We start from the raw sequence: 24504 nt of genomic DNA on the forward strand, positions 1-24504 counted from the left end.
TCCGGTCTCCGGCCCGGATCGCGCCGCCGCCGGGGTCGCCGGACACTTCCGGGTATGAGGAGTCGCGGTACGGAAAGGGGCCCATGAGATTCTCGGTTCGGCCGAGCCGCGGACCATGTACGGGATCTTGAGACCTTGAACAGCCCATGGCAGGCTCATGCCGCATGATCGATGAATTCGCGAAGGACACCCTGCACGGGAGACTGCGGCGGGACCGCAAGGCGCTGCTCTGGAAACTCGACGGCTTGTCCGAATACGACGCCCGCCGACCTTTGACAGCGACCGGGACCAACCTCCTCGGCCTGGTCAAACACGTGGCCACCGTCGAGGCCAGGTACTTCGGCGAGGTCTTCGACCGTCCTTCCCCGCAACCGCTGCCCCGGTGGCAGGACTCCGACGGCAGCGATCTGTGGGCGACCGAGAACGAGACTCGCGATCAGATCATCGGGTTCTACCGGCGCACGTGGGAACACTCGGACGCGACGATCAACGAGCTTCCCGTCGACGCCCCCGGCCACGTGCCGTGGTGGCCGGAGCCTGATGCCGACACGAACCTGTTCGCCGTCTTGGTCCATGTCCTCGGCGAGTCCATCCGGCATACCGGGCACGCCGATATCCTGCGCGAGAGCCTCGACGGCCGGACCGGGTTGCGCGCCGAACACGAGAAGCAGATCGACGAGGAAGCCCGGGCGGCCTCCTGCGCGAAGATCGAGCAGGCCGCCAGGTCAGCCGCACCGATCAAGGCTTAGTTAGACATAACCGGCAGCCTGCCATCAGCTCCCCTACCGGCCGTCGGCCAGGAGTTCACGGGCGTACAACTGCTCGACGTACTGGGAATGGATGAGGACCGGCAGTCCGGGCAGTTCGCTGCGGGCGGCGAGTTCTCCGCAGTCGCCAAAGAGAGCCCGACCAGGCGGGCCTGCGCCCCGCGTCACCGGCCCGGCCTCCCGGTATTCGGCGGGGATGACGACGGTGTCAGGGTGTGGCTCATCGCGGCGAGGGCCAGTGGTGATGCCGGATCCACCCGGGGGGGCGCCTCAGATGCCAAAGCGGGTGGCGATGCCGTCGAGGAGGCAGTCCAGGCCCAGGTCGAACTGCCACGAAGTGTCGTCTTTACGGGTGGCGGTGCGCAGGTAGTGCTGGAAGGTCGGATAACGGCCGGTCCGCATGTGCCACATCATCAGCGGGGCGAGTTCGTCGCGTAGTTCGTCGCCGCCGGACAGGCTCTGCTCGCTGATGACGGTGCTGACGGCGCTTTCGTAGCTCAGGGCGCCGTGCACGTAGGCGTCCACGGTGCGAAAGACGCTCATCATCGTGTCGGCGTCCAGGTCCAGGCCGTCGAGCGCTACCAGGGCCTGCTCGGCCACGGTCATCCGGTTGGGCGTGAGGGAGAGTTTGGCCCGCGGGGACAGCTGGGCCAGCCATCGGTGCTGGAGCATCAGTTCGCGCGTCTGTACGGCAAGCGTGCGCAGGCTCTCCCGCCAGTCGAGGCCACGAGGCAGGCGCAGATCGGCGTAGACGTGATCGACCATGAGTTCCAGCAGGTCGTCCTTGCCTGACACGTAACGGTAGGGCGCCATGGGGGCGACGCCCAGCTCGGCGGCCAGGCGGCGCATGGTGATGGCCTCCAGGCCCTCACCGTCGGCGATCGCGACAGCCGTCGTGGCGATGCGCTGCGACGACAGCGTCTGGCGGGGGGCCGGCGAAGGACGCTCCAACCGCTCCCATAGAGGTGCGCTCTTGTCGCCGGCCATGTCGCAGGTCCTTTCCTCGCATCCCTATACAACGTATCAGAAGTAGACAACGTACACGGTCGTGTGTACGTTGTCTCGAACCAGATACGTTGTACACAACGAAGGGGCATCATGCTCAACATCGCGGTCATTCTCGGCAGCACCCGTGACGGACGTTTCGGCCCCGCCGTGGCCAACTGGGTCATGGACCACCTGGACCAGCGCGGCGACATGAGCGCCGACCTGATCGACCTGATCGAGACCCCGCTGCCGACCGTCTTGCCGGTGCTCGGGCAGCCGCCCGCCACTCAGCAGGCCAAGGATCTGCTGGCGGCCGTGTCACCGCGGATGGCAGCGGCCGACGCCTTCGTCATCGTGACCCCCGAGTACAACCACAGCTTCCCGGCGGCGCTGAAGAACGCCATCGACTGGCACAGCATCGAGTGGCACGCCAAGCCGGTCGCGTTCGTCTCCTACGGCGCCTTCTCCGCCGGACTGCGCGCCGTCGAGCAACTGCGGCTCGTCCTGGCCGAACTGCACGCCGTCACCCTCCGCGACAGCGTAGGCCTGCAGCACCCGTGGGCGCAGTTCGACGGCGACGGCAAAGCCGTGGACCCGGCCGCCGACGCCGCCGCCAAGGTCATGCTGGACCGGCTCGCCTGGTGGGCGCACTCGCTGCGCGAGGCCAGGACCGCCCGCCCCTACGCCGCCTGAACCACCATGACCCGTCTTGGCGTCTTCGGACTGCTCATCGGCATGTTCCTGGCCATGCTCGACGGCCTGATCGTGGGCACCGCGCTGCCCACCATCGCCGGCGAACTCGGCGGCCTGGACCTGCTGCCCTGGGTGGTGACCGCGTACATGCTCGCCGGCGCGGCCACCACCCCCATCTGGGGCAAGCTCGGCGACCTGTTCGGCCGCAAGGCCACCTTCATCACCTCCATCACGTTCTTCCTGGCCGGGTCCGCGCTCTGCGGCCTGGCCCAGGACATGGCCCAGCTCATCGCCTTTCGCGCCGTTCAGGGACTCGGCGCGGGCGGGCTCATGGTCGGCGCGCTGGCCATCATCGGCGTCCTGGTCCCGCCCCGCGAGAGCGGCCGGCTGCAGTCGATGATCGGCATCATCATGCCGATCGCCTACGTCGGCGGACCGCTGCTGGGCGGCCTGCTCACCGACCACCTCAGCTGGCGCTGGACCTTCTACGTCAACCTGCCCCTCGGCGCCCTCGCCCTGCTGCTCATCGTCACCCACATCCACCTGCCACCCGCCGAGCGTCACCGCCCCCGCATCGACTACACCGGAGCGGCCCTGCTGACCATCGCCATCGTGGCCCTGACCCTGCTGGCGGGCGGGACTTCATGGACCCTCGGCGCGATCGGGCTGCTCGCCCTGGCCGCCTTCGTGGCCGTGGAACGCCGTACGGCGGAGCCGATCATCCCGCCCCGGCTGTTCGCCGACCGCGACTTCACCCTCGCCCAGGCCCTCGGCTTCCTGGTCGGCGCGGTGATGCTCACCGTGACCAACTATCTGCCGCAGTACATGCAGCTCGTCCAGGGATCCTCCCCGGCGGCCAGCGGCATGCTGCTGCTCCCGCTGATGTTCGGCATGCTCGGCGCCCAACTGGTCACCGGCCGCCTCATCAGCGCGAACGGCCGCTACCGCGTCTATCCCATCCTGGGCGGAGCCCTCATGATCGCGGGCGCGCTGGCCCTGTTCCGGCTCGACGCCGACACCCCCGCCGCCCTCGCCTCAGCACTCACCCTCCTCATCGGGGCGGGAATGGGCCTGGTGATGCAGAGCACCACCCTGATCACCATGAACAGCGCCGATCCGCGCGACATGGGGGCCGCCAGCGGCACGCTCACGCTGCTGCGCACCATCGGAGGATCGGTGGGCATCGCCCTGCTGGGCACCTTGTACGCCACCCGCATGCACACCGACCTGGCCGCCCACCTGGGGCCGGCCATGGCCGACCGGCTGGCCGGAGGAGGCGAACTCACGCCCGCCCTCTTGCCGAATCTGCCTGTGCAGGCGGCCGACGCCGTCCGGCTGGCCGTCACCAGCGGCCTGCACGTCATCCTCATCGGCGCCACCGTACTCTCCGTGATCGCCTTCGCCGTCTCCTGGCTCATCCGCGAGACCCCCCTCCGGGCCGACACCACGCCACAGGCCGACCCCCTGGTGCCTTCCGAGCGCAATACGGCCGACGAAGTGGACGGGCGCCAGCCGGACCGCGCCAACCGCCTGCGGCGATGACCGACCTGCCCCTTCGAATAGGACCGCTACGGCGCCCAGGAAGGTGGCTGGGGGGCTGCCATCTCCCGCGCGCTCGGCGCGGGCCGCCCCCGGCCACGTCGTCGGCGTGCACCTCAACGTCCTACCCACGCCCCCACCCCCCGGCGGGGAGCCCGAGCCGCCCGCATCCGACCTCGCCCGGCGGCCCAGGCAGCCTTAACCGGACGTGTCTCTGCGCAACAACCACACATTGATCGACCTGCCATCACATTCCAAAGGATTCCTTGACATGTGATCGCGATGGACCCAGGATTCCAAGCATGTCTTTGGAATCCTGGAGGAAGCGGCCCCGACGGGTGCTCGACGACCCGGCCGCCATGCGGGCATTCGCCCATCCCGTCCGCCTGGCACTGCACGAGTTGCTGATGCGGGCCGGCGCCACGACCGCCGCGGACGCCGCCCGCGAGGTCGGCATCAGCCAGGCACTGGCCTCCTACCACCTGCGGCAACTCGCCAAGTACGGCTTCGTGGAGCAGGCCGAGGCACGCGACGAGCGGGAACGGCCGTGGAAGGCGACCTCACTGACCCAGGAGTGGTCCGACGCCGAGTCCACCCCCGAGACCTCGGCTGCCCGCGGCCTGCTGGAACAGGTCATCGCCGAACGAGCGCTGGCACGGCTGGCCGAATGGCAGGAGCGCCGCATGGACGAGCCGGATGAGTGGCGGACATCAGGCGGGATCGGCAGCTCGTACCTCTACGTCACTCCCGACGAACTCGCCGCGTTCGACGCCGCGTTCACCCGGCTGCTGGAGCCGCTGATGGCGCGGATCGCCGACCCGTCCGAGCGGCCGGAAGGGTCCCGGCCCGTCCTGCTGACCACCCTCCTGGTTCCGCTCCCGGCCACCGGCACCGGTGACTGACGCCAGGGACGCCACCGTGCCGGGAGAGGAACCGGCGAGGGAGGCCACGAGCGCTCTGACGAAGTCGACCGAGGAAGCGCCGGGCGGGATCCGGAGCCTGCTCGGGAAGCATCAGGACTACCGGCGACTCCTCACGGCCGGGCTGATCTCGCAGACCGGCGACTGGGCCATCAGCACCGGCCTGGCCTACCACGTCTACGTACTCACCGAATCCACACTGTCCAGCGCCACCATGCTGCTGGCCGCCCGGTTACCCGACGTCCTGCTCGGTTCACTGGCGGGCGTGCTCGCCGACCGATGGGATCGCCGCAGGCTGCTGGCGATCACGGACGTGCTGCTCGCGCTGGGACTGCTGCCTCTCCTGGCGGTACGTGAACCGGGCCAGGTGTGGATCATCTACGCCGTCGCCTTGTGGACAGGCGTGCTCAGCACCGTCCTGTTCCCCGCCCAGAAAGCCCTCGTGCCACAGATCGTGGCCGCCTCGCAGCTCGTCAGGGCCAACGCATTACACGGGCAGACCGGCCAGGCCGCCAGACTGCTGGGAGCGTCGGCGGGCGGGGTCGCGGTCGGCGCGGGCGGGCCGGCCGCCGTCGTCTGGATCGGCGTGGCCGGCTTCCTGATCTCCGCACTCCTCCTGGCCCGCCTGCGGACACCCACTCGACGCGCCACGGCCGCGACGACAATGGGCGGGCAATGGGTCTCCGGGCTGCGGCTGGCCAGAACCAACCGCGGCGTGCGCCTGCTGCTGGCGTACATGGTGATCACAGGGCTCGGCGAGGGCATCTTCGCGACGCTCGCGGCACCGTTCGTGGCCAACGTGCTCGGCGGAGAAGCAGACGCCTACGGGCTGTTCCTGTCGGCGCAGGCAGTCGGCGGGATCGCCGGCGGTCTGGCGATCGCCGCCCGCCCGGGGAACGCCACCCCGCGAGCGCTGTTCGGATGGGGAACGGTCGTCTTCGGCTTGGCCGACCTGGCGCTGTTCACCTACCCACTCCTGACCCATGCGCTATGGCCGGCCATCGCGCTGATCGCCCTGGCCGGGCTACCGGCCGCGGCAGCGATGGCGGGACTCACCACGTTCGCCCAGACAACCACTGGCGACGACCGGTTAGGCACGGTCTTCGGGCTCCTCATCAGCGCCCAGGCCGCCACGTCACTGCTCGGGATGGCGCTGGCGGGCGTGCTCGGCGAACGGCTCGGCATCGTCCCCACGCTCTGCCTGCACGCCGGCGGGCTGGTCGCGGCGGGTCTGCTCGTCGTGGCGACACCAGAACGTCATACCCATTGACCCGCGATGACGTGTGCTCGTACCGCGATATCGCCATCCAACGTCTTCTGCGATCTCGAACCGATCGCTCGGTCCGTCCGCTCGTTCCTCAACCCCGAGGCCGGCTAGCTCAGGCGAATCGCGGCCTCGATGTGGGCGAGTTGGACGGCGAGGATCTCTTCGAACGCGGCGCGGCGGTCCACCCCGAGAGGGCGGACGTCGCGGGCGAAGTGGGCCAGGGCCGGGAAGTGTTCGGGATCGGCGCCGAGTACCGCGACGCGGAACAGCTCCATGCCCTGTTCGTGCTCTTCGGGGGTGAGGGTGCTGATCCCGGCCTCGGAGGCGATCAACGCGGCGATGAGGACCACGATCCGGTGGTAGCGCGCGGGGATCTGCGCGTCAGGCAGTCCCGACGCGAGCAGGGCCTGCAGCACCTCTTCCATGACCAGTCGCGAACCGGTGCCGCCTGAGGCGTAGCGTCCCCAGACCGCGGCGAGCTGGGGGTGCCGGCCGAAGGCTTCTCGCACGCGCAGGGCCAGGGCGGTGATGCGCTGCTTCCAGTCGCCGTCGGGCCGATAGCCGTCCATGGCGGCCAGGAGGATGCGGTCGGCGACCGCGCGCAGCAGCTCGGTCTTGTTGCGGAAATGCCGGTAGAGGCTGGAGGAATCGGTGCCGAGCACTGCCGCGAGCTTGCGCACGCTGAACGACTCGGCGTCGCTCGTGCGCAGCAGCTCCGCCGCCGTGTCCAGGATCTCTTCGGTCGACCAGCGCCTTCTACCTGCCATCTCATCCCCCTCGTCAGCGATCAGCATACCTATGCACTTGGCGTTGCACGCACCGCGTGCATAATGGGGACATGAGCCCGGTCCCTACGGATGGACACCTGTCATGAGAAGTCCCGAAGAGCTGAACACCGCACTGGAGAACGTCCACCGCGCCGGAATGCCCGGCCTGTTCGCCGAGGTGCGCGACGGCGACGAGGTCTGGCGCGGTGCCGCCGGGGTCGCCGACGTCGCTACCGGCCGCCCTGTCTCCGCCGACATGCGGCACCGCGTCGGCAGCATCACCAAGACCTTCACTGCCGCCGCGGTGATGCAACTGGTCGAAGGTGGTCAGGTCGGTCTCGACACGCCGATCGGCCACTACCTGCCGAAGCTGGTTCCCGGAGAACGCGGCGATGCGATCACGGTCCGGATGTTGATCAACCACACCAGTGGTCTCGCCGAATACCTCCCGTACGCCTACCCCTCCCTCAGAGCCTTCCCGGCCGTGGCCGACACGAGGCCGCAGAGCCTGGACGACCACCGGCTCACCCGGTTTCACCCCCTCGAGCTGATCGAGAAAGGCGTTTCCGCACCCGCTGTCAGCGCGCCGGGCGGCACTCCGGGGTTGTACTCCAACACCAACTACCTCCTGCTCGGCCAGCTTCTGGAGCAGGTAACCGGCACGAAGGCCGAGACGTACATCACCCGGAACGTCATCGAGCGCGCCGGGCTGCGGGACACCGAGCTTCCCGATGGACCGCGGTTCAGCGGGCCGCAGTCGCAAATCTACGAGGCGTGGTTCGGCATGATCGAGCCGCCGCGCGACTTCAGCGTCTTCGACATGTCCTTCGCGGGGGTGGCGGCTTCGCTCATCTCGACCGTTGCGGATCTCAACCGGTTCTTCGGCTTGTTGTTCGCCGGTGAGATCGTCAGCCCGTCGTCGCTGGCGGAGATGCGGCGCATCGTCCGCGTCGCCTCCCAGGAAAGCAAGCTCATCGACTACGGGCTCGGCCTGCACCCGATGGAGATACCCGGCGGCGGCACCTTCTGGGGGCATGGCGGCACCGTCTGGGGCGCCGGAGCACTGGCCATGACCAGCGCCGACGGCAAGCGGCAGATGTCCGTCGCGGTGAACATGCAGAGGTGGAGCAGGCTCGACGCCACGGGCAGGCCGCAGCCCCATCCCATCGACGAAGCACTTGCGGCTCTGTACGGCATGGCGATGTGCGGCTGACCGTACCGGCGCGATGGCGGTCATGGCGGGCGTCGGCGTGGCCGAGCAACCTCGGTTTGCCGGCGTTCGGTCGCGTGGCGGGCCTGTCCGTCCGACGGCGACCTCTCACGCCTTCACCGACAGGCGCCGCTGAGTGGAGGCGTCGCGGATGTTGAGCTTGCGCGCCAGTGTCAGCTTTCCGGCTTCGGGTCAGGCCGGTGGGTCGGGGCGTATCTGGCGAGCATGGTCTGGACGGCCTGTTCGACGGCGTCGTGGATGTCGGAGGCTGAGGGGTTCCAGTCGGTCAGCAGCATGCGCGGCCACAGGACGTAGTTGGCGATCATGCCGAGGAACTGGTTCGCGGCGCTCGCGGCGTCCGGGACATCAGCGTTGCCCGCCTCGTGCTCGGATTCCAAGTAGTGCTGGACGGAGGTGAAGTAGGGCAGTTTGCCGAGCTGGAACTGCATCCGTCCCAGTTCGGGGAAACGAGGCAGTTCGGCGATGACGATCCGGAACAGGGCTGTCATGCCGGGCCGGCCGACCAGGTCGGCATAGCGGTGGCCGACGGTTGTCAGTCCGGAGCGCAGATCTCCGGTCTGTGGCCGCGCGGCAGCGTCGCCGGCGTCACGCTGCCAGGACTCGGTGACGATGGCCTCGAAGAGTGCCGCCTTGGTGGGGAACCGCTTGAACAGGGTGGACTTCGAGACCCCGGCCGCTTCGGCGATCCGGGCCAGTGAGGTGCCGTCGTAGCCACGATCCAGGAACAGTTCTGTGGCTGCGGTGGTGATCGCCTCGCGTTTCTGCTGAGCGAGTCTGCGGTGGTGTGCGGAGAGCTCTGCTGCCATGCGGACAGTATGCCGCAGACCCGAGGCGAGTCACTTGACTCGCCTCGATGGTCCTGGTTACGGTACGAGAGCAAGGCGAGTCGAGTGACTCGCATCCTATCTGTGGCGCCCGGGCGAATTTCGGTAGCCGCGCGGTGGAGGAACAGTTCATGACGATCGACAAGATCGCTTTGGTGACCGGTGCGAATCGCGGTCTCGGACGCGGCGCGGCCATCGCTCTGGCCACACGCGGGGTGCGGGTCTTGGTCACCCACCGCGGTGATGCGGCCGGGGCTGAGAAGACGGTGGAACAGGTGCAGGCGGTGGGTGGGACTGCCGCTGTGCTCCGGCTCGACATCAGCGACGTCTCCTCTTTCGCGTCCTTCACCTCCGAACTGAGCGAGCAGCTGGAGCGCTGGGGTGCTTCGCGGCTCGACATCCTGGTCAACAACGCGGGAGTGGGGATCTTCGGACCGCTGGAGGACGTCACGATCGACGACTTCGACACGGTGATGGGCACCAACGTCCGGGGCACGTTCTTCCTCATCCAGTCACTTGTGCCGCTGCTGACCCAGGGCGGCCGCGTCATCAACGTCTCGACGTCACTGACCCGCCACACCAGCCCCGCCACCTCGGTCTACTCCGCCTCGAAGGCCGCCGTCGAAGCCCTGAGCCGCACCCTCGCCGCAGAACTCGGCCCGCGCGGCATCCGGGTCAACTCCATCGCCCCGGGGCCGACCGCCACCGACTTCAACGGTGGAGCGATGCGGGACGACGCCGAGATGCGCCAGGTTCTGGCCGGACAGACCGCGCTCGGCCGCGTCGGCGAACCTGAGGAGATCGGCGACGCCATCGCCACGCTGGCTTCCGAAGGCTTGCGCTGGGTCACCGCCCAGCGCATCGAGGTCTCCGGCGGCGCCCTCCTCTGAGCGGCCGAGCAGGTTACGGACCTGGTTGGCGACCTATCGCAGCCTGATGGCAGGGTGCGGCGACCAAGGAGAACGCACGCTATGTATACCGAGCGGTACCGAATTGAGATATGATGCAGACATGACGAAGCCGGAGAAGGGCCCCCAAGGCCGGCGCCGCGGCAGGGGCGCGCGCGAGCGCATCCTCAGCGCGTCACAGCAGCTGTTTCGCGCTCAGGGCATCAACCGCACCGGCATGGACCAACTCTGCGCAGTGGCCCAGGTCTCAAAGCGCACGGCCTACCAGCACTTCGCCGGCAAGGACGAACTGGTCGCCGAATACCTGCGCCGGTTCGATCCCGGCCTCATGGCCGCGGTGTTCGACCGCACCGACCTCACCCCCCGCGAACGACTCCTCGCCGCCTTCGAGATGCCCATGTCCGGCCCGGACGAGCTCACGCCCCTGTGCCCGTACATCGCGGCGACCGTCGAAATCCACGACCCCCAGCACCCCGCGTCCGAATACGCCCGCGAGTACAAGCTCGCCATCGCCGCGCGGCTCGCCGAAACGGCCCGCGAAGCCGGCGCCACCGACCCCGAGCGGCTCGGCGAGCAACTGGCGCTGCTCCTCGATGGCGCCTCGGCCCGCACCCGGGTCCTCAACGCCGAGTCCTTCCCCACCGCCGCCGCCATCGCCGCCGTCCTCATCGACAACGCCCTGGAAGACGTCAAGGCGACGGCCGGGTCCACCAAGGGTGAGATTCCCTCGGGCGACCCGGCCGACGCAGGAGTGTAGCGCTTACGGCTCAGGCAGGAAGTTCCGTGACGCCGAGGGCGAAGCTCCAGCCCCCCACCCCGTGGCGGGCGAGACCCATGGTGAGCAGACCCGCTCCTTCCAGCCAGTGCGCCATCTCCAGACCGCCTGCGTCCAGCGGGCGCATCCCGAGGCTCTTGATGAACGCCTCCACGATCGCCTTGGCCCGCGCATCGTCGCCGGCGATGAAGACGTCGGGCCGGCCCTGCTCCAGGACATTTCGCCGGCCGGGACGGCACCCCACTCCCCCGCCGTGGCACCGCCGCCGAGAGCCTCGGCCAGGTCAGCGGCCTTGAACTGATCGCGGCCCATGACCTCGACGGTGTTGCCGCCGGCCACCGCCCGCGCGCCGATCGTCCAGGCCATGTTCCCGGTGCCGATGATGCTGACGCTGCTCATGAGATGTGCCATTTCCTTCACGGCAGGTGGGTTCAGCGGGACGGCGGCGCTGGATTGAGGTCGGCTTCGGCGGCGAATGCGGGCGGAGGTCTCCTCGCCGCGGCGGATCGGTTCAGTCGTTCCCGCCTGGCCTGAAATTCTGCCGTCGGCCGCGGACACGTAGGAAGTGAAAGCCCGCAGCGTTCGAAAGGCCTGACGAGGATGACGCGTGAGTGAACAAGATGATCGGTCCCGATTTGAGGCGGTGTACCGGCGAACCTATAAGCAGATCCTCGGATACGCTCTGCGGCGCTGTTCCTCTCCTGAGGACGCCGCCGATGTGGTGGCCGAGACCTATGTGATCGCCTGGCGGCGGATCACCGAGCTCCCTGACGGCGAGGCCGACAAGCTCTGGCTGTACGGCGTGGCGCGTCGGGTCCTGGCCAATCACCGCCGTAGCGAGCGGCGCAGGCTCACCCGGCACACCGAACTCACCGACGAGATCGCACACCTTTTGCCGCCCCCTCCCACCACAGTGAGCAGGACGGCGTGGGCGAAGCCATGGACATGCTCGCGGACAGCGATCGCGAACTGCTGGCGCTGACCCTTTGGGAAGGGCTCGACCCCGGCGAGATCGCAACAGTGCTCGGCTGTTCCCGCAACGCCGTCCGAATCCGCCTGCACCGGGCCCGCAAGCGCTTCGCCAAGGCCCTGGAGAAGACCCGCCCATCGGCCGCCGGCTTCGCCTCACGGCCTCTCATCGAGAAGGAGTCAGGGTGAACAACGACCAGATCTTCAAGGACCGGGCGCGAGTGCTGGATGAGGACCTGGCCGGCCGGGCATCCACCGCGGGGGCGGACGCGCTGCTGGCGGAGGTCGTCTCGCTGGAGCGTGTCCCGGCCCGGCGGCGGCGGCTCCTGCTCACTCCTGGCCGCTCTCTGCTCGGCCTGGCCGCGGCTGCTGCCGCGGTGGCGGTCATCGCCCCCGCGATGCTGTCTGACGGCACGATCTCCGTCGGGCCCCGGCCCAGTACGTCGGTGTCCACGACGGCCGGACCCACTGCCCAGCAGATCCTGCTCGCTGCCGCCGTCGCCGTGGCGAAGGCCCCTGCGAGCGGCGACTACTGGCGCACCGCGACCGTCGACCAGTGGATGTTGACCGACCCCACCCGCAGCTATGTGCTCGAGGGCGGCCGGTCTCTTGAGACGTGGCTGGCGAAGCGGCCGGATCTGCAGTACTGGCGCATCTGGCAGGATCTCGGCGTCAAGCCCGCGACCCCGCAGGACGAGGCGGTCTGGCGGGCCGCGGGGGCGCCTGCCAGCTGGCGATACCCGAAGAACATGAAGACGGAGAATCTGTTCTCCGTCCCGTCCAGGCCGCTGGAGGCGGCGGCAGGTGAGCGAACCGCCGAACGGCTGTACGGCAAGTGGAAGGGCTCGGCCGGTGACCTGGCGGGGAAGGACATGACCTGGAAGGAGGTGCGCGCGATCCCGGGCGAACAGGACAAGCTCCGGAACTACCTGGAAGAGCGCATCGGCCGGCTGGAGCTGTCCTCCGGCTCGGGGATGGACGTGGAGGAGGCGAGGGCGCACATCCTGCTGCGAGACTGCGTGGGCATCATCAGTGGCCTGCCGGCCTCGCCCGAGGTCCGGGCATCCGCGTACCGGATCCTCGCGTCTCTGCCCGGCATACGGGCCGAAGGGGAGATGACCGATCCGCTGGGCCGGCGCGGGCAGACGCTCAGCTATCAGGAGGAGATCGAGCCGGGCCTGTTCACCCAGGTTCAGCTCGTGGTCGATCCCAGCACCGGCCTGCTTCTTGCCGAGGTGAGGACGAACACCACCGAACTCGCGAACGGGCGGCAGGCGGAGCTGCGTCTGTCCACCTCGTTCCAGGCGATCGGCTGGACCGACGACCGTCCGCAACTGCCCACGCGTCGGAACTGATCCACTCACCGATCGCTTGCGATGATCGATGGCCGTATGCGGGGTGGTGTCAGCCTTCAGGCCGTGCCTGTGCTGGTACGTCGCTCCCGTAGAGGGCGCGCAGGTCGTCGAAGACTCGCAGGAGATGTGCGTACAGGCTCTGTGAGGGGTCGTCGATCCAGGCTTGGGCCGCTTGGTGAAAGGCGGCCCACCCGGTCACAGCAGCCAGGCCGGCCAGCCGGTCGGCGACACCCCGCTGCCGCAGCGCCTCCGCTACGGCGTCGCTGAGTGACGCGGCCTTGGCCAGGTCGCGTTCGCGGAGCGCCGGTGTCATCGCGATGATTCGGAGGCGTGGTTCGGCGAACGGACGATTGCGCTCAAGGATCCGTTCGGCCTCCCGGAAGGCGCAGAGCAGCATGTCGAGTGGCCGCAGGCCATCGGGTGCTTCGGCCACCGCCTGGATCAGCGTGGCGCGCAGGTCGGCCTCGCCGTCGAAGAGCACCTCACGCTTGTCCGGGAAGTGCCGGAAGAAGGTGCGCTCGTTGACGCCGGCACGGGCGGCGATCTCAGCCGTGGTGGTCTGATCGAACCCGCGTTCCTGGTACAGCTCCAGGGCCGCCTGCTGAAGGCGGCGACGCGCTTCTGCTCCGCTCCGTGGCACCCCCCGAGGGTAGCGCATAGGCCAGTTACTGGCGCTTCTTGACGCCAGTAACTGGCGCTACGTAAGCTCGGCGGCCGGTGCTACGTAGCGCCAGTCACTGGCGTTAAGCGGGAGGATGTTTCATGCATGTCTTTGTCACTGGTGGTTCCGGCCAGACCGGACCCGCGGTCGTCGCCGAACTCATCACGGCCGGCCACACCGTCACCGGCCTGGCGCGCTCGGACACGGCTGCCGCCCGGCTGGAGTCGCTGGGCGCCACACCGCACCGCGGCTCCCTGGACGACCTCGACAGCCTGCGCAGCGGCGCCGACGCCGCCGACGGCGTCCTGCACATGGCTTACGGCGGCGACTTCTCCGATCTCGACGACATGACGCGGCGCGATCGGACCGCGATCGAGTCGCTGGGCCGGCCGTCTTCCGGATCGCGGGTGAGCGAGCTTGCCTGGGCTTCGCCGCCCGGGGAGTGCGCGCCAGCGTGGTCCGCCTCGCCCCCACCGTCCACGGTCCCGAAGATCACGGTTTCATCCCCATGCTCATCGCCACCGCACGAAAAACCGGCGTCTCGGCCTACGTCGGAGACGGCGCCAACCGGTGGCCCGCAGTGCACCGGCTCGACGCGGCGGTCCTGTTCCGCCTGGCAGTGGAGAAGGCGCCTGCGGGCAGCGTGCTGCACGGAGTGGCCGAAAGCGGCGTCACCCTGAAGAGCATCGCAGAAACGATCGGCCGCGGCCTGGATCTGCCCACGGTCTCGCTGACCCCCGACGAAGCCGCCACGCACTTCGTCAGCCCGTTCATGGCCACCGTCTACGGCTTCGACGGGCCTGTCTCCAGCTCTCACACCCGAGAGCTGCTCGCCTGGTCCCCCACCCATCCGACACTGCTCGAAGACCTGGAGCACGGCGATTACCTGGCCACGCCGGCTTCCTGACCCTCCCCTCCCGTACTCGGCTCGCTGTAGGCCAGGTGCGTGCTGCCACCGCGCAGGAGCAGATAGCGCCTTCTTCACCTCGGATGCGGGGGGCCTCCATCCCCGGACACCGCGAGCTCGAGCCGCCCGCCAGGAAACTCCACCGCCGCGCTCTCGTACGTGTGCGAGAGCGAGACGACCACATGGCCGCGGCTCGCCAGATCGTCGATGATCGCCGTGTACGTCTCCCGCGGGTAGCCGAAGCCGGGAGAAAAGAGCGCGACCGGCTTCGGGGCGCCGGGCGCCACGGGGACGCCGGTCGTGGCCCTTCGCTTCGCCGATGCCCAGTCGATGGAGCCGACCGGGAGATCGAGGTATCGGTCTGCCGGCGCGAGCTAGAGCTGGGTGGCGCCGCCGTCGACGGGCAGTTCCGCGCCGGTGGTGAAACTGCTTTGGTCGCCGGCCAGATAGAGGGCGGCTGCGGCGACCTCCTGGACGGTGAAGACCGTGCCTTGATCGAGGCAGTGCGGTTCGGCGTCCCCTGTCGTACTCCACTTCCCTCACCCCCGATTCCAGTCATAACTGTAGTTATTACGACTGGAACCGCGGCAAGTTCGGCGGTATTGGCCCTCGTCACGGGTTGTCCTGGCCCTGGCAGTCCCACGAAAACCGGACGACTGGCTGCGGCCCAACCGGTCCCGCAGGCTAGGGCCATGACCGAACCTGGAACCGTTCTGATCACCGGCCCCACCCGCAACCTGGGCCGTCACGTCGTGCTGGCCATGGCCGCCCGCCCGGACGGGCGGCGACCCGACCTGCTGCTGGTCGGCCGCGCCGGGCGGGACCTGACGGCCGTCGCCCACGAGGCCCGCGCGCGCGGCGCCAGCGTCCACGAGATCGGCTGCGACCTGTCAAGCCTGGCCGACGTCCGTGCCGCCGCCACCACCGTGCGCGCCCTGCTCGCCACCGGCACCGTACGGCCGCTGCGCGCGCTGGTCGCCAACGCCGGCACCATGTCGGCCGACACCCGGCGGGCCTCACCCGATGGCTACGAGATGACGTTCGCCGTCAACTACCTCGCCCACGCTCAGCTCATCGGCGACCTGCTCGGTTCGTTCACCGCCCCGGCGCGGGTCGTGCTGCTCGGCTCGAACACCTATCACGCCAATGTCTGGCGCAAGCTGCTGGGCGTTCCCGAGGCCGAGTGGGCCGATCCCGTCGAGCTCGCCCGCCCGGCCACCGGCGAGCGGGCCCCGGGTATGGCCGCGTCCGGCGTCGCCTACTCCAACGCCAAGCTGGCGATCCTGTACTACGCCCATGAGCTGCAGCGTCGCGCCGGCACCGGGATCAACGTGTCAGTGTTCGAACCGGGCTGGATGCCCGGCACCGCGCTGGGCCGTGGCGCCCCCGAGGCACTTCAGGCGATGAGCCGCGCCTTGGGCCGTGTCCCCGGCGTGTCGACGCCGCGACGCTCGGGGCCGCTGCTGGCCGCGATGGCCCTCGACGACACGTGGGCGCACTTGCGCGAGGGCGCGTTCGTGGTGAAGACCAAGCTGACCGAGGTACAGCCGGTCGCCCACGACCGCGACCGGGAGCGGCGCCTGTGGGAGGCGACCACCGAGCTGTTGGAACGCGCAGGCGCGTCTCGTTAGTACGTACCCGTAGCGCGCTGTGCGCGGCAGACCCCCACCAGCGTCACCCGCCGGACTCGCCGCCCGGCCGGCCGTCGACGGCAAGCAGTACTCATTCGAAAGCTCCACCGGCAGCAACCCACCGGCCTACACGAAGGGCGAAAGCCTACCCGTCGCCTACGACCCGGATGACCCGTACAACGCGCAGATCTCCTCGTTCTGGTCAGCGTTCCTCGCCCCAATGATCACCGGCGGGCTGGGCGTGCTGTTCACCCCGATCGGCACGATCTTGTTCCTCAAGGGACGGCGTACCGCTCGGCGGCGGGCCTGACAAGGACGTTCGCCATATTCCCGACAGATTCGGCTGCACCACGCTCGACTATCGCGACTGGCTGATCGGCCAGATCGAGGCGATCGGTGCGCCGGTTGATCTTGTCGGGCACGACTGGGGCGCCTGTCACACGTACGCGGTGGCCGCCGAGCGCCCTGACCTGCTACGGACCTGGGTTGGAGCAGCGGCAGCGCCTCGTCCACCCGCTTGGCCTCCACCTCCACCGTGGGATGGTGACCGTGATAGCGACATCAGGCCCCGGCGGACGCTTCCCGGCCCTGCAACGGGCGAGCTGACCTCGCAGCCAGGTCGTCAGCGAAGTCAGCTCGCCGGTGGATCGCCGTCGGCGGCCACCCGGATCTCGACATGGACGGTCGCCGTCGACGACGGGGGCTTTCGCGGCCCGCGACTGAACAGCGATCAGGAGCCAAGCCTTCGACGCCTCTCCCCGCTCCCGCAGTGGCCGAACTTCGGCGATCCGCCGAAGGCCTGAATGCTGGAGCTCGAAGATTTCTCGCCAGAGCGCAGATTGGTGATGAGCCCCTGGAAGAGGACGCATCTGTCCCTGGCCTGCCTGATCACCGGACCCGCGTAGTACTTGAAAGCTCCCTCGTCCTCAGCTCCCAGGGCTATTCCCTGGCGGTAGAGGACCGCCCTGGTCATGGTGGGCTGCCCGACGAAACTCGACTTGATGGTGACGACGCAGTTCTCTCCGGTACGCGCGTTGTAGAGCAGATGAACATGGCCCCGGACGATGTCGTTCATGTCGGTCACCGGGAGGGTGCCGTCCGCCACCCTCCCGAAGCCGCTCCCGCAGATCTGCTCAGGGGTGGACGCGCTCTGCGAGGCGTCGGCGGAGGCGGAGGCCGGTAATGCGCTCAGGGTGGTGACGAGCAGGACTGCTGACGCGAACCGTGAGATGTCTCTGCCGTTCATGATTGTCCTTTCGGGGTCGCGACGGGCCTGCCTGATCCGGCCGCCCGCCTCCAGCCAGGCGGTGATCGCCCGGCATTTCCGAGGCTGGAGGGCACGTCGGTTGTCCGGAACCCTCCGCCGCGAAATGCCTGGTGAAGTTCGGACAATGAGTTGTCCGCGGACAACCGTTCTGTTGCACTGATCTTTGGAGGAAGGCAGAAGGGAGGCGATGCCGGTGAACCGCAGGGCGGGCAGGCCCCAGGGCGGTCCGAAAGGAAGCACGAACGAGGCGAACGCGCTGGCGGAGTTCCTGCTGACGCTCACCCGCGAAATGACCGTCCGCGAGCTCGCCGGGCGCTACCACGTGGGCAAGACACTCTGGGGCGAATACCGCACCGGACAGAAGATCATCCCGCTGGAGCTGCTGAGGCGACTGGTGCGGGACCACACGCCGGACGAGCGCACCCGCGAGACACGCCTGGAAACCGCCGCGCGGCTGCACGCGGCGGCCCTCGAGGGAGCACCACACGCTCCGTCGATCACCGAACCCGCACCGGCGCCGGACCTCGCCATGGCCCCGGAACCCGCAGCAGCGCCAGAGCCCGCACCGGCCGCAGGCGGACGCCGTCGCTTGACCCTCATCGGCGGCGGAACCGCGATCGCGCTTCTCGCGCTGCTCATCCTGCTGCTCGTGTGGCGTCCGGCGAACGTGGCCGGCATCGCCGACGGGCCAGGCACCCCCGACGCCGGCGGCGCGACGGCCGTGCTACCCGCAAGCACCGAGGTGTTCACCATCGCGCCGGGCGGCCGAGGCATCTTCCAGTGGGACGGCGAGAACGCGGCTGGGTGGACGAAGATCGGCGACAGCGCGCGGCAGCTCTGGGCCGGATCCGCGGGCCTGTTCGCGACGGGGATGGACAACAGGCTCTACCTGTACGAGGGGCGCCCCGGACGCTGGCACCCCATCAGCGAACCGGGCGCCGACTTCGCGATCGCCGGCTCACACCTCTACCGGCTGGCCGCCGACCGCCAGTCCATCCACATCTGGAACGGACGGGGCACGTCTTGGATGCGAATAGGCGGCTCGGCGGCTCGGTTGTACGGCGGCGAGCTCGGCCTGTTCGCGATCGCCCTGAAGGACGGCTCGATCTTCAGATACACGGGCCGCCCCGACCAGTGGACTTTCACCGGCTCGGCGGGCGCCACGTTCGCACTCACCGGGAAACACCTGTACGGCCTCATCCCGAACCGCACCGCGGTCACTCTCTGGCTGGACGAACAACCAAGAGTGGCCTGGATCCACGCGGCGGGCCCGGCCGGCGACCTCTACGGAGGCATCGCCGGCCTCTTCTCCACCGACCCGGCGCAGGAGCGGCTCCGCGTCCTCATGGCGCTGGGGACCGACCCCGCGAACCAGAGCTGGCAGGACATCGGCCCAGCGGGCGCGGAGGTGCGAGTCGGCCGACGAGATGTGTACGTCCTGAGCAAAGATCGCTCGGAGATCCTCTGCTGGTCCCGCGACACCGGCACCTGGCGCCGCATCGGCGGACCCGCCCAGACCCTGGCGGTACGGCCGACACCGAGCACTTCGACAATCCCTGAAAGCGGGACCCGTCAACCAAGTCGCTCGGTCCAACCTTGAAGATGTACCTCTGAATCTCCTCGTAGACGACCGCGGAAGGACGTTGACTACCGCCGGTGCGCTTGTGTGGTGTGCTTGTTAGGTGTGAGCAGCGAATTTGATCGAAGCGAAGCCCTTTACAATGTAGATTCATAACTTAGGCTTCGCCCGATCACCGCATCGGTGATCAATTCCGCAGTACCGGTGCACGATCCGCGTAAGCCAGCACCGCTCCCCTGCCCGCCCTTCGTGCAGCAGTAATGACGGCCCTTCTCCCCCGCGCCCACGCCTGCCGCCACCACCGGCGCTCAGTCGGTTTCGCCTCCCCTGCTCATCGAGCCGAAGCCTCTTCATTCCGGCTGATCCACGCTCCAGATTCTGGGCAGAGGCGCCTCACAGACGCCGCAAGCAAAGTGCTCGTCCTTGACGATGGCGCGCTGGCGACATCGCGGACAGCGGCTAAAGACGATGGGGTGGGTGAAGGCTCCAGGGTGATCAATCCCCGCACGGAGGAGTGCGGCCTCCACAGCCGCCCAGGATGCGACGTCGAGGCAATAGCCGGTGGACTGATCGCTGATCTCCCGGACAAGCCAGCGCTTGCCATCCCAGGCGAAGCCGATCTCGCTTTCCAGCAGGTCGACGCCGGTATCTGGTCCGGTCATACTGCACGGGTGCGAAGTTCAGGGTCTGATCGCCAGAACCTGCAGTTTCGTGTTCGCGGCCTCATGAACCTCCGATGCCAGGGGATCGGCAATCAACTCCCGCAGACGCGAGCGGACTGCTGGAGTATCCGGCGCTGCCTCACACGCGCGCCGCTGAACCGTTGACTCGCAATCGTCAAGTCCCTCGACCACGACGGCTTCGGCTCCATGCGGCGCGCATCCCCGAAGTCCGTCCAGGAACGCTTCCCGGGCAAGTGAATGCACCGTGCCTTCCCACGCGGCCATGAGCTCGCTCGCGGCTTCACGGATCCCCAACCGGCCCAGGCCTCGTGCTGGAACCTCGGCGGCGCACCATTCTCCGGCGACGACTGCACGGTGCAACCCGGCCAGCAACACCGGCGCATCGCCCTGGTCACCGACCTCTGCCACCACACGCTCCCCGAATGCGACGAGTGTGTCGTCGCCGCTGCCGATCCACGTACGAGCGCGTGGCAGCGCGTCTGGCCCGAGGTGGTGGAGCGCCTGTGGGATACCCGGCAGCCATCCGGCCGCGTTGCGTAGGCCGGGGTCTTCGGCGAAGTCGAAGACGATACGATCGCCACGCCTACCCAGTTCCTCCAGCGCCCGCAGCCGCTCGAAGCCGCCGGCAGCGACAAGCCCGATCAGGTCTTCGTTGTTGATGGCGGCGATTTCGGGCCGTGTGTCACGCCTGGCCGGTCCGGGTGAACGAGAGGCCTTGAGTTCGTCGATGATTCGCCGGACCCGTGGCTGGGATTGCGCGAACGTCCTCCACGGCTCGGTGTCGCACCAGATCGCCTGGACAAGCTGGGCATCGTCGCGGTTGGCGATGATGCCGTCAGCGAGCCCGTCCCAGATCGCGGGAAGCTTCATCGCCCCGCTGTCGCCGATCGCCTCCAGTGCCGTGGACCAGTGCGGCCCGTCGATCGCATACCCGCACAGCACAGCCGCCGCGTCGAGTCGACCGACCATCGGAAGCAGGGCAAGGACCCGCAAGGCAAGCTCAACCGGTTCGGCGTCCTCACCGTCGTACGTGAGCAGGTGCTGTTGGATCGGTGCCAATGGCAGGTCGAGCCGAGCGACGAGACCGGCGAGATAGCTGTCGCGCTGGTCAACTTGTCGATCCCAGCGCGTGTCCGTAATCACGCACTCGTACACCGCGTCAGCGGCGCCGGGGACGGTCGACGCGCGATGCACTGCGGCACCGCGTCCCCGTTGGAGCTGACCGCGGAAGGAGGCCGGACTGCCATATTCGATCATCGACATGCAGTATCCCCGTGGTGGAGGAGCTGAGCGAGCGAATTTGGCTCAAGGGCTACCGACGCCTGGGCTACTTTCCGAAGCTCAAGGACCCGCCGGACGCCGTTGTCGAACCCGTACGCGATGTGCTGAACTTCCCGGCCAGCGTCGCTGCCGAAGTGGATGCCGTGCGCACAGCGAAGCGTCAGCGCGATCTGGTTCGCAAGCGGTTGGGGGTGGAGTACAGCGCCGCACAGGCGCGGGGCATCGCCGAGGGCGATCGAACAGGCCGCCCGGGCTAAGGACAACCCGGCTGATTTGATCAACGTGGCGTTGGACGTGCTGGTGAAGAAGAGCTGTGAGCTTCCCGTCTGCACCACCTGCGCGACCTACTCCACCGCCTTGGACATCACCGACGCCGCCTACGCCTTGGCCGGTGAGAGTTGTCCGGTCGACACCGACGACCTGGCCGTGATCTCTCCGTACGTCACTCGGACGATACGCCGCTTCAGCAGCTGGGTCGTCGATCTCACGCCGCCCGCCCAGGCCCCGGCCACCCGTTGGGACCTGGACACGCGTCCTGTTCCGCGTGGGCTGAGCCGCACGCCCGCACAGGTCATGTTGATCAGGGAATCAGCTCCCGCATCACGCTGAGCGGCAACGACGGGTCTGCACCGGCGGCCGGTGCAGAGCAAGGTCCTGCAGCAACTGGGCCGTGGCGTCCGGATTGACCGCCACTTTCGCCAGCACCCGCGCACCGTGGCGCGTGACCATCGCGCGGAGTTGCGCCTCGGACAGGCCCGGGTGCGGCGCGATGGATTTGACCACCTTCGCATCGGGGTCGTCGGCGAGCGCGTCGCGGATCTCGGGTGACAGGTCGCGCCGATGAGCGAGCAGCATGCGTACCGCCGGGATCGCTGACGCGGCCAGTGCCGTGACTTCGGCCTCGAAGGCAGATGCGATGCGCGGCAGTAGTACCGGGCCGCACATCGTGTGGCAGGCCGGGGCAGGCCGCCAGCTTCTCCCGCGCCTCCACCAAAGGATTGACAGCGAGAAGTCTCGCCCACTCCGGCCTGCCGGAACGTTCTTCGAGGAGGGCGAGTGCGACACGTGGCCGGGCTACCGGATCGATGTCGTCGGCCGTGAGCCGCCCTTCGTGGGCGAGTCGTATGGCGGCTCCCTCGAAGCGTGACAGCGCGGCTACCTGTACGCGGCTGAGATCCGACCGGCAGGCCACGGCCTCGGCGACGTCCGCGTCCGTAGTCGCGATGAGCTGATCGATCGGTTGGTGGACCCCGGCCGCCGCAGGGAGTCACCAGCTGTCGGCAATCACCTCTGCCAGTTCCGCCGGCCGGGACAGGAACGGTGAGTGCCCGCAGTCCAGTTCCACGACGCGCGCAGGCGTGGCCGACGTGGCGTCGATCTCGCGGACGAACCGCCGTTGCAGCGCCACGGGGATCACGTTGTCCTTGGTGCAGGTCACGTAGGTGTGCGGGACGCGGCCGTACCGCCCGGCGGTCACCGGCAGGACCTCGGTGGTGACGCCGGCGGGGGCGTCCGGCGCGAGCAGGCCGATCGCCGCCCGCGCGGTGGCGGGATCGACGTCGCCGTAAAAGGTCTCGTGGATGGCGGGGTGCCGGTCGGGGTCGCCGGTGTCGAGGCGGAGCGAGCCGACGGCGGCCGGGTCGGCGGCGAACAGCCGGGAGACCATCTCGCCCTCGTTGTCGGGGCCGCCCAGATAGCCCGCCACCGGGAGGCCGGCGACGGGGGCGAACGCGGTCACGTACACGAGGTGACCGAACAGCGACGGCGCCAGCTCGGCGGCTGCGGTGGCGACGGCGCCGCCCATGCTGTGCGCCACCACGAGACACTGCTCGCCGCCGCCGATCCGGCGGATCTGCTCCACGAGCGTCGCGGCCGCGGACGAGGCGGTGACGACGGGCGCGGCCGACGGTTCTGTGGCGAACCCGGCCGGATCGAACGGGCGGCCCCACCGCGCGGCGGGGGAGGTGCTCTTGAGGCCATGACCGTCGAGATCGACGGCGACCGACGGGATGCCACGGGCGGCGAGCTGCTCGGTGACGAGACTCCAGCACCAACTGCCGTGCCAGAACCCGTGGACGAGGACGACGTTACGCATGCGGAGAACGCTAGGAGACCGAAACAACCGCAACCACGCACTACTTGTACGTGGTTACCGCTTGCACCTGGCCACGGCTTGATTGCGGTTATCGCGTGAACTCGGCCAGGCGCGCGAGCCGTTCCGCGCTCGGGGTGCCCGGCGTGGGCCGCAACAGCAGGAGCCGATGCCGCGACTGGGTGCTCAGCAGCACCGAGCAGTCGAGGTCGATCCGGCCGACCCGCGGGTCGTGCACGACCTTGGTGGAGCAGTGCAGCGCCGAGATGACATGCCGGTCCCACATGTCCGCGAACTCCCGGCTGACCGCACGGAGGTCCTCGACCAGGACGGCCGCGGCGCTGTCGTGACCACGCTGGGCCACGGCGGCCCGCAGGTCGGCGACGTAGGCCAGGCCGGTCGCCTCGTGCTGGCCGGGTGGCTCCAGGATGTCGCGCCACTCCGGAGAGGTGAACCAGCGCCAGATCAGGTTCGGCGCGCGGCCGGGCAGGCCGGCGAACACGCCGAACAGCGCCAGGTTCAGCTCGTTCTGCGCGACGACCTCGCCAAGGTCGTCGGTGATGAGCGCGGGGGTGACGCCGTCCACCGCCCGCAGGACGTACGCCAGGCTCGGGTCGACGTCGGGCTGGTCCCGCGGCCTCGCCGGAGCGGCCTGCCCGGCCAGCAGGTAGAGGTGGCCGCGTTCGTCGTCCGTCAGCCGCAGGGCCTCGGACAGTCCGGCCAGCACGGCGGCCGACGGCTGCGCCGCCCGGCCCTGCTCCAGCCGCTCGTAGTAGGTGAACGAGATGTTCGCCAGCGCCGCCACCTCATCGCGGCGCAACCCGGGCGTACGGCGGCGGGAGCCGACGGGCAGCCCAGCGGTATTCGGCGACAGCCGCTCACGGCGCCGGCGAAGAAAGTCGCCCAGTTGTGCACGATTACTCATCGCCGCCCAAGCGTAGCGCCGCCCACTGCCATCACAGCGCTGTCGCCCGCTTCGTTTCGTCGTCGCCGGTGGCCGGTCGCCGGTGTCGTCGCCGGAACCGCCGTCGCGGTGCCGGCAGCGGCCGGCGTCAGTGAGCGGTGTGCATCGTGAAGGTGCTGGTCACGGGTCTGGCGTGAGTTGTCTTCGGCGTACTCGTGCTGGTCGTGGGCGGCAGTCTGAGATGTAGATCGTCTGGCAGGTGCGGGTTTTGCAATTTCTCGCCCGCCGTCGCGGGTTGCGCTCGTACGCTCCGGCGCATAGTGGACTCCGAGGTGCATGAGCAGACCACCGCGCGCCGCGCGGAACGGGGGGTACCGAAGCTGCTGGGCTATTGCGGGAGCAGAAGTTTTTGGTCGTCGGGTCGCTGCCAGAGCAGCGGCCGGCCCAGTTGATCGGTTGAGGACCTTCGGGATGGCGTCTCACACCGAACTTTCTCA

The 24504-nt window shown here is 68.8% G+C and carries 30 protein-coding genes and 3 pseudogenes; 19 read left to right on the forward strand and 14 right to left on the reverse strand.

The window, feature by feature from the left end; translation table 11 throughout:
• Window positions 1-164: 164 nt before the first annotated feature.
• Window positions 165-749 carry a DinB family protein gene (locus IEY87_RS34685; RefSeq protein ID WP_189143054.1) on the forward strand — a complete coding sequence of 195 codons (585 nt, stop codon included), beginning with the start codon at window positions 165-167 and terminating at the stop codon, window positions 747-749.
• A 39-nt stretch (window positions 750-788) separates the two neighbouring features.
• Here the strand turns inward: IEY87_RS34685 and IEY87_RS46245 are convergent.
• Together IEY87_RS46245 and IEY87_RS34690 are read right to left on the reverse strand one after the other, a co-directional pair.
• Window positions 789-881: pseudogene (locus IEY87_RS46245) on the reverse strand (DNA-binding response regulator); the annotation flags it as partial.
• Between the two features lie 156 nt (window positions 882-1037).
• Entirely contained in the window at window positions 1038-1754 is a 717-nt protein-coding gene (locus tag IEY87_RS34690; protein ID WP_189143055.1) for a TetR/AcrR family transcriptional regulator C-terminal domain-containing protein, read from the reverse strand.
• Between the two features lie 111 nt (window positions 1755-1865).
• Between IEY87_RS34690 and IEY87_RS34695 the strand changes: the two genes are divergently transcribed.
• The 4 genes from IEY87_RS34695 (at window position 1866) to IEY87_RS34710 (ending at window position 6176) form a co-directional block, all read left to right on the forward strand.
• Window positions 1866-2447 carry an NADPH-dependent FMN reductase gene (locus IEY87_RS34695; RefSeq protein ID WP_189143056.1) on the forward strand — a complete coding sequence of 194 codons (582 nt, stop codon included), beginning with the start codon at window positions 1866-1868 and terminating at the stop codon, window positions 2445-2447.
• A 6-nt stretch (window positions 2448-2453) separates the two neighbouring features.
• Window positions 2454-3989 carry an MDR family MFS transporter gene (locus tag IEY87_RS34700; RefSeq protein WP_189143057.1) on the forward strand — a complete coding sequence of 512 codons (1536 nt, stop codon included), beginning with the start codon at window positions 2454-2456 and terminating at the stop codon, window positions 3987-3989.
• 299 nt (window positions 3990-4288) lie between these two features.
• Window positions 4289-4888, forward strand: coding sequence for a helix-turn-helix domain-containing protein (locus IEY87_RS34705; protein ID WP_189143058.1), 600 nt, complete (start codon window positions 4289-4291; stop codon window positions 4886-4888).
• Window positions 4881-6176 (forward strand): MFS transporter, encoded by a 1296-nt coding sequence (locus tag IEY87_RS34710; RefSeq protein WP_189143059.1) that lies wholly within the window; start codon window positions 4881-4883, stop codon window positions 6174-6176. The genes IEY87_RS34705 and IEY87_RS34710 overlap by 8 nt, the downstream gene beginning before the upstream one ends.
• A 104-nt stretch (window positions 6177-6280) precedes the next feature.
• Here the strand turns inward: IEY87_RS34710 and IEY87_RS34715 are convergent, their stop codons facing one another.
• Window positions 6281-6940: a TetR/AcrR family transcriptional regulator gene (locus IEY87_RS34715; protein WP_189143060.1), complete on the reverse strand. Its 660-nt coding sequence runs from the start codon at window positions 6938-6940 to the stop codon at window positions 6281-6283.
• 103 nt (window positions 6941-7043) lie between these two features.
• On the opposite strand from IEY87_RS34715, the gene IEY87_RS34720 reads away from it, so the two are divergent.
• Window positions 7044-8153, forward strand: coding sequence for a serine hydrolase domain-containing protein (locus IEY87_RS34720; protein WP_189143061.1), 1110 nt, complete (start codon window positions 7044-7046; stop codon window positions 8151-8153).
• A 170-nt stretch (window positions 8154-8323) separates the two neighbouring features.
• On the opposite strand, the gene IEY87_RS34725 is transcribed toward IEY87_RS34720, so the two are convergent.
• Complete coding sequence (locus tag IEY87_RS34725; protein ID WP_189143062.1) at window positions 8324-8977, reverse strand: TetR/AcrR family transcriptional regulator; 654 nt, start codon at window positions 8975-8977, stop codon at window positions 8324-8326.
• A 47-nt stretch (window positions 8978-9024) separates the two neighbouring features.
• Between IEY87_RS34725 and IEY87_RS34730 the strand changes: the two genes are divergently transcribed.
• Window positions 9025-9885, forward strand: a complete 861-nt coding sequence (locus tag IEY87_RS34730; protein ID WP_225277923.1) for an SDR family NAD(P)-dependent oxidoreductase — start codon at window positions 9025-9027, stop codon at window positions 9883-9885.
• 121 nt (window positions 9886-10006) lie between these two features.
• Window positions 10007-10660 carry a TetR/AcrR family transcriptional regulator gene (locus IEY87_RS34735; protein ID WP_189143063.1) on the forward strand — a complete coding sequence of 218 codons (654 nt, stop codon included), beginning with the start codon at window positions 10007-10009 and terminating at the stop codon, window positions 10658-10660.
• 10 nt (window positions 10661-10670) lie between these two features.
• Here the strand turns inward: IEY87_RS34735 and IEY87_RS46250 are convergent, their stop codons facing one another.
• A complete protein-coding gene (locus IEY87_RS46250) occupies window positions 10671-10922 on the reverse strand; it encodes an NAD(P)-binding domain-containing protein (RefSeq protein WP_225277924.1) in 252 nt (83 codons plus the stop codon).
• 66 nt (window positions 10923-10988) lie between these two features.
• On the opposite strand from IEY87_RS46250, the gene IEY87_RS46255 reads away from it, so the two are divergent.
• From IEY87_RS46255 to IEY87_RS34750, 4 genes are all read left to right on the forward strand, one after another.
• Window positions 10989-11135, forward strand: coding sequence for a hypothetical protein (locus IEY87_RS46255; protein ID WP_225277925.1), 147 nt, complete (start codon window positions 10989-10991; stop codon window positions 11133-11135).
• Between the two features lie 186 nt (window positions 11136-11321).
• Window positions 11322-11660, forward strand: coding sequence for an RNA polymerase sigma factor (locus IEY87_RS46260; protein ID WP_225277950.1), 339 nt, complete (start codon window positions 11322-11324; stop codon window positions 11658-11660).
• Entirely contained in the window at window positions 11606-11836 is a 231-nt protein-coding gene (locus IEY87_RS46265; protein ID WP_225277926.1) for an RNA polymerase sigma factor, read from the forward strand. Before IEY87_RS46260 ends, IEY87_RS46265 begins: the two co-directional genes overlap by 55 nt.
• Window positions 11833-13002, forward strand: coding sequence for a CU044_5270 family protein (locus IEY87_RS34750; protein WP_189143064.1), 1170 nt, complete (start codon window positions 11833-11835; stop codon window positions 13000-13002). Before IEY87_RS46265 ends, IEY87_RS34750 begins: the two co-directional genes overlap by 4 nt.
• Before the next feature lie 49 nt (window positions 13003-13051).
• Here the strand turns inward: IEY87_RS34750 and IEY87_RS34755 are convergent, their stop codons facing one another.
• Window positions 13052-13642: a TetR family transcriptional regulator gene (locus IEY87_RS34755; RefSeq protein WP_189143065.1), complete on the reverse strand. Its 591-nt coding sequence runs from the start codon at window positions 13640-13642 to the stop codon at window positions 13052-13054.
• Window positions 13643-13764: 122 nt separating this feature from the next.
• Here IEY87_RS34755 and IEY87_RS46270 point away from each other — a divergent pair.
• Window positions 13765-13953, forward strand: a pseudogene (locus IEY87_RS46270) (NAD-dependent epimerase/dehydratase family protein); the annotation flags it as partial.
• A 218-nt stretch (window positions 13954-14171) separates the two neighbouring features.
• The gene (locus IEY87_RS46275) at window positions 14172-14570 is read left to right on the forward strand and encodes a Rossmann-fold NAD(P)-binding domain-containing protein (RefSeq protein WP_225277954.1); all 399 of its coding nucleotides are present in this window, start codon (window positions 14172-14174) and stop codon (window positions 14568-14570) included.
• Window positions 14571-14644: 74 nt separating this feature from the next.
• On the opposite strand, the gene IEY87_RS34765 is transcribed toward IEY87_RS46275, so the two are convergent.
• Window positions 14645-14902 carry an alpha/beta hydrolase gene (locus tag IEY87_RS34765; RefSeq protein WP_225277951.1) on the reverse strand — a complete coding sequence of 86 codons (258 nt, stop codon included), beginning with the start codon at window positions 14900-14902 and terminating at the stop codon, window positions 14645-14647.
• A gap of 42 nt (window positions 14903-14944) precedes the next feature.
• Window positions 14945-15049 (reverse strand): annotated as a pseudogene (locus tag IEY87_RS34770) (SDR family oxidoreductase); the annotation flags it as partial.
• A gap of 213 nt (window positions 15050-15262) precedes the next feature.
• On the opposite strand from IEY87_RS34770, the gene IEY87_RS34775 reads away from it, so the two are divergent.
• Window positions 15263-16201, forward strand: coding sequence for an SDR family NAD(P)-dependent oxidoreductase (locus tag IEY87_RS34775; protein WP_189143066.1), 939 nt, complete (start codon window positions 15263-15265; stop codon window positions 16199-16201).
• A 19-nt stretch (window positions 16202-16220) separates the two neighbouring features.
• Window positions 16221-16511, forward strand: a complete 291-nt coding sequence (locus IEY87_RS34780; RefSeq protein ID WP_189143067.1) for a DUF3592 domain-containing protein — start codon at window positions 16221-16223, stop codon at window positions 16509-16511.
• 420 nt (window positions 16512-16931) lie between these two features.
• On the opposite strand, the gene IEY87_RS34785 is transcribed toward IEY87_RS34780, so the two are convergent.
• Window positions 16932-17447 (reverse strand): hypothetical protein, encoded by a 516-nt coding sequence (locus IEY87_RS34785; protein ID WP_189143068.1) that lies wholly within the window; start codon window positions 17445-17447, stop codon window positions 16932-16934.
• Between the two features lie 214 nt (window positions 17448-17661).
• On the opposite strand from IEY87_RS34785, the gene IEY87_RS34790 reads away from it, so the two are divergent.
• Window positions 17662-19068, forward strand: a complete 1407-nt coding sequence (locus IEY87_RS34790) for a hypothetical protein (RefSeq protein ID WP_189143069.1) — start codon at window positions 17662-17664, stop codon at window positions 19066-19068.
• A 329-nt stretch (window positions 19069-19397) separates the two neighbouring features.
• Here the strand turns inward: IEY87_RS34790 and IEY87_RS34795 are convergent, their stop codons facing one another.
• Both IEY87_RS34795 and IEY87_RS34800 read right to left on the reverse strand, forming a co-directional pair.
• Window positions 19398-19709 carry a hypothetical protein gene (locus IEY87_RS34795; protein ID WP_189143070.1) on the reverse strand — a complete coding sequence of 104 codons (312 nt, stop codon included), beginning with the start codon at window positions 19707-19709 and terminating at the stop codon, window positions 19398-19400.
• An 18-nt stretch (window positions 19710-19727) separates the two neighbouring features.
• On the reverse strand, window positions 19728-20993 hold the full coding sequence (locus IEY87_RS34800) for a hypothetical protein (protein WP_189143071.1): 1266 nt from the start codon (window positions 20991-20993) through the stop codon (window positions 19728-19730).
• 11 nt (window positions 20994-21004) lie between these two features.
• Here IEY87_RS34800 and IEY87_RS34805 point away from each other — a divergent pair, with 11 nt between their 5' ends.
• Window positions 21005-21268: a hypothetical protein gene (locus tag IEY87_RS34805; protein WP_189143072.1), complete on the forward strand. Its 264-nt coding sequence runs from the start codon at window positions 21005-21007 to the stop codon at window positions 21266-21268.
• 16 nt (window positions 21269-21284) lie between these two features.
• Window positions 21285-21620, forward strand: coding sequence for a hypothetical protein (locus IEY87_RS34810; RefSeq protein WP_189143073.1), 336 nt, complete (start codon window positions 21285-21287; stop codon window positions 21618-21620).
• Here the strand turns inward: IEY87_RS34810 and IEY87_RS34815 are convergent.
• The 3 genes from IEY87_RS34815 to IEY87_RS34825 form a co-directional block, all read right to left on the reverse strand.
• The gene (locus IEY87_RS34815) at window positions 21612-21956 is read right to left on the reverse strand and encodes a hypothetical protein (RefSeq protein ID WP_189143074.1); all 345 of its coding nucleotides are present in this window, start codon (window positions 21954-21956) and stop codon (window positions 21612-21614) included. The two genes, IEY87_RS34810 and IEY87_RS34815, sit on opposite strands and share 9 nt — an antisense overlap.
• A 322-nt stretch (window positions 21957-22278) precedes the next feature.
• The gene (locus IEY87_RS34820; RefSeq protein ID WP_189143075.1) at window positions 22279-23106 is read right to left on the reverse strand and encodes an alpha/beta fold hydrolase; all 828 of its coding nucleotides are present in this window, start codon (window positions 23104-23106) and stop codon (window positions 22279-22281) included.
• A gap of 88 nt (window positions 23107-23194) precedes the next feature.
• Window positions 23195-24028, reverse strand: a complete 834-nt coding sequence (locus tag IEY87_RS34825) for a helix-turn-helix domain-containing protein (RefSeq protein WP_189143076.1) — start codon at window positions 24026-24028, stop codon at window positions 23195-23197.
• Between the last annotated feature and the right edge of the window lie 476 nt (window positions 24029-24504).

It is taken from the genome of Nonomuraea glycinis (genome assembly GCF_014646515.1).
Lineage (GTDB): Bacteria > Actinomycetota > Actinomycetes > Streptosporangiales > Streptosporangiaceae > Nonomuraea > Nonomuraea glycinis.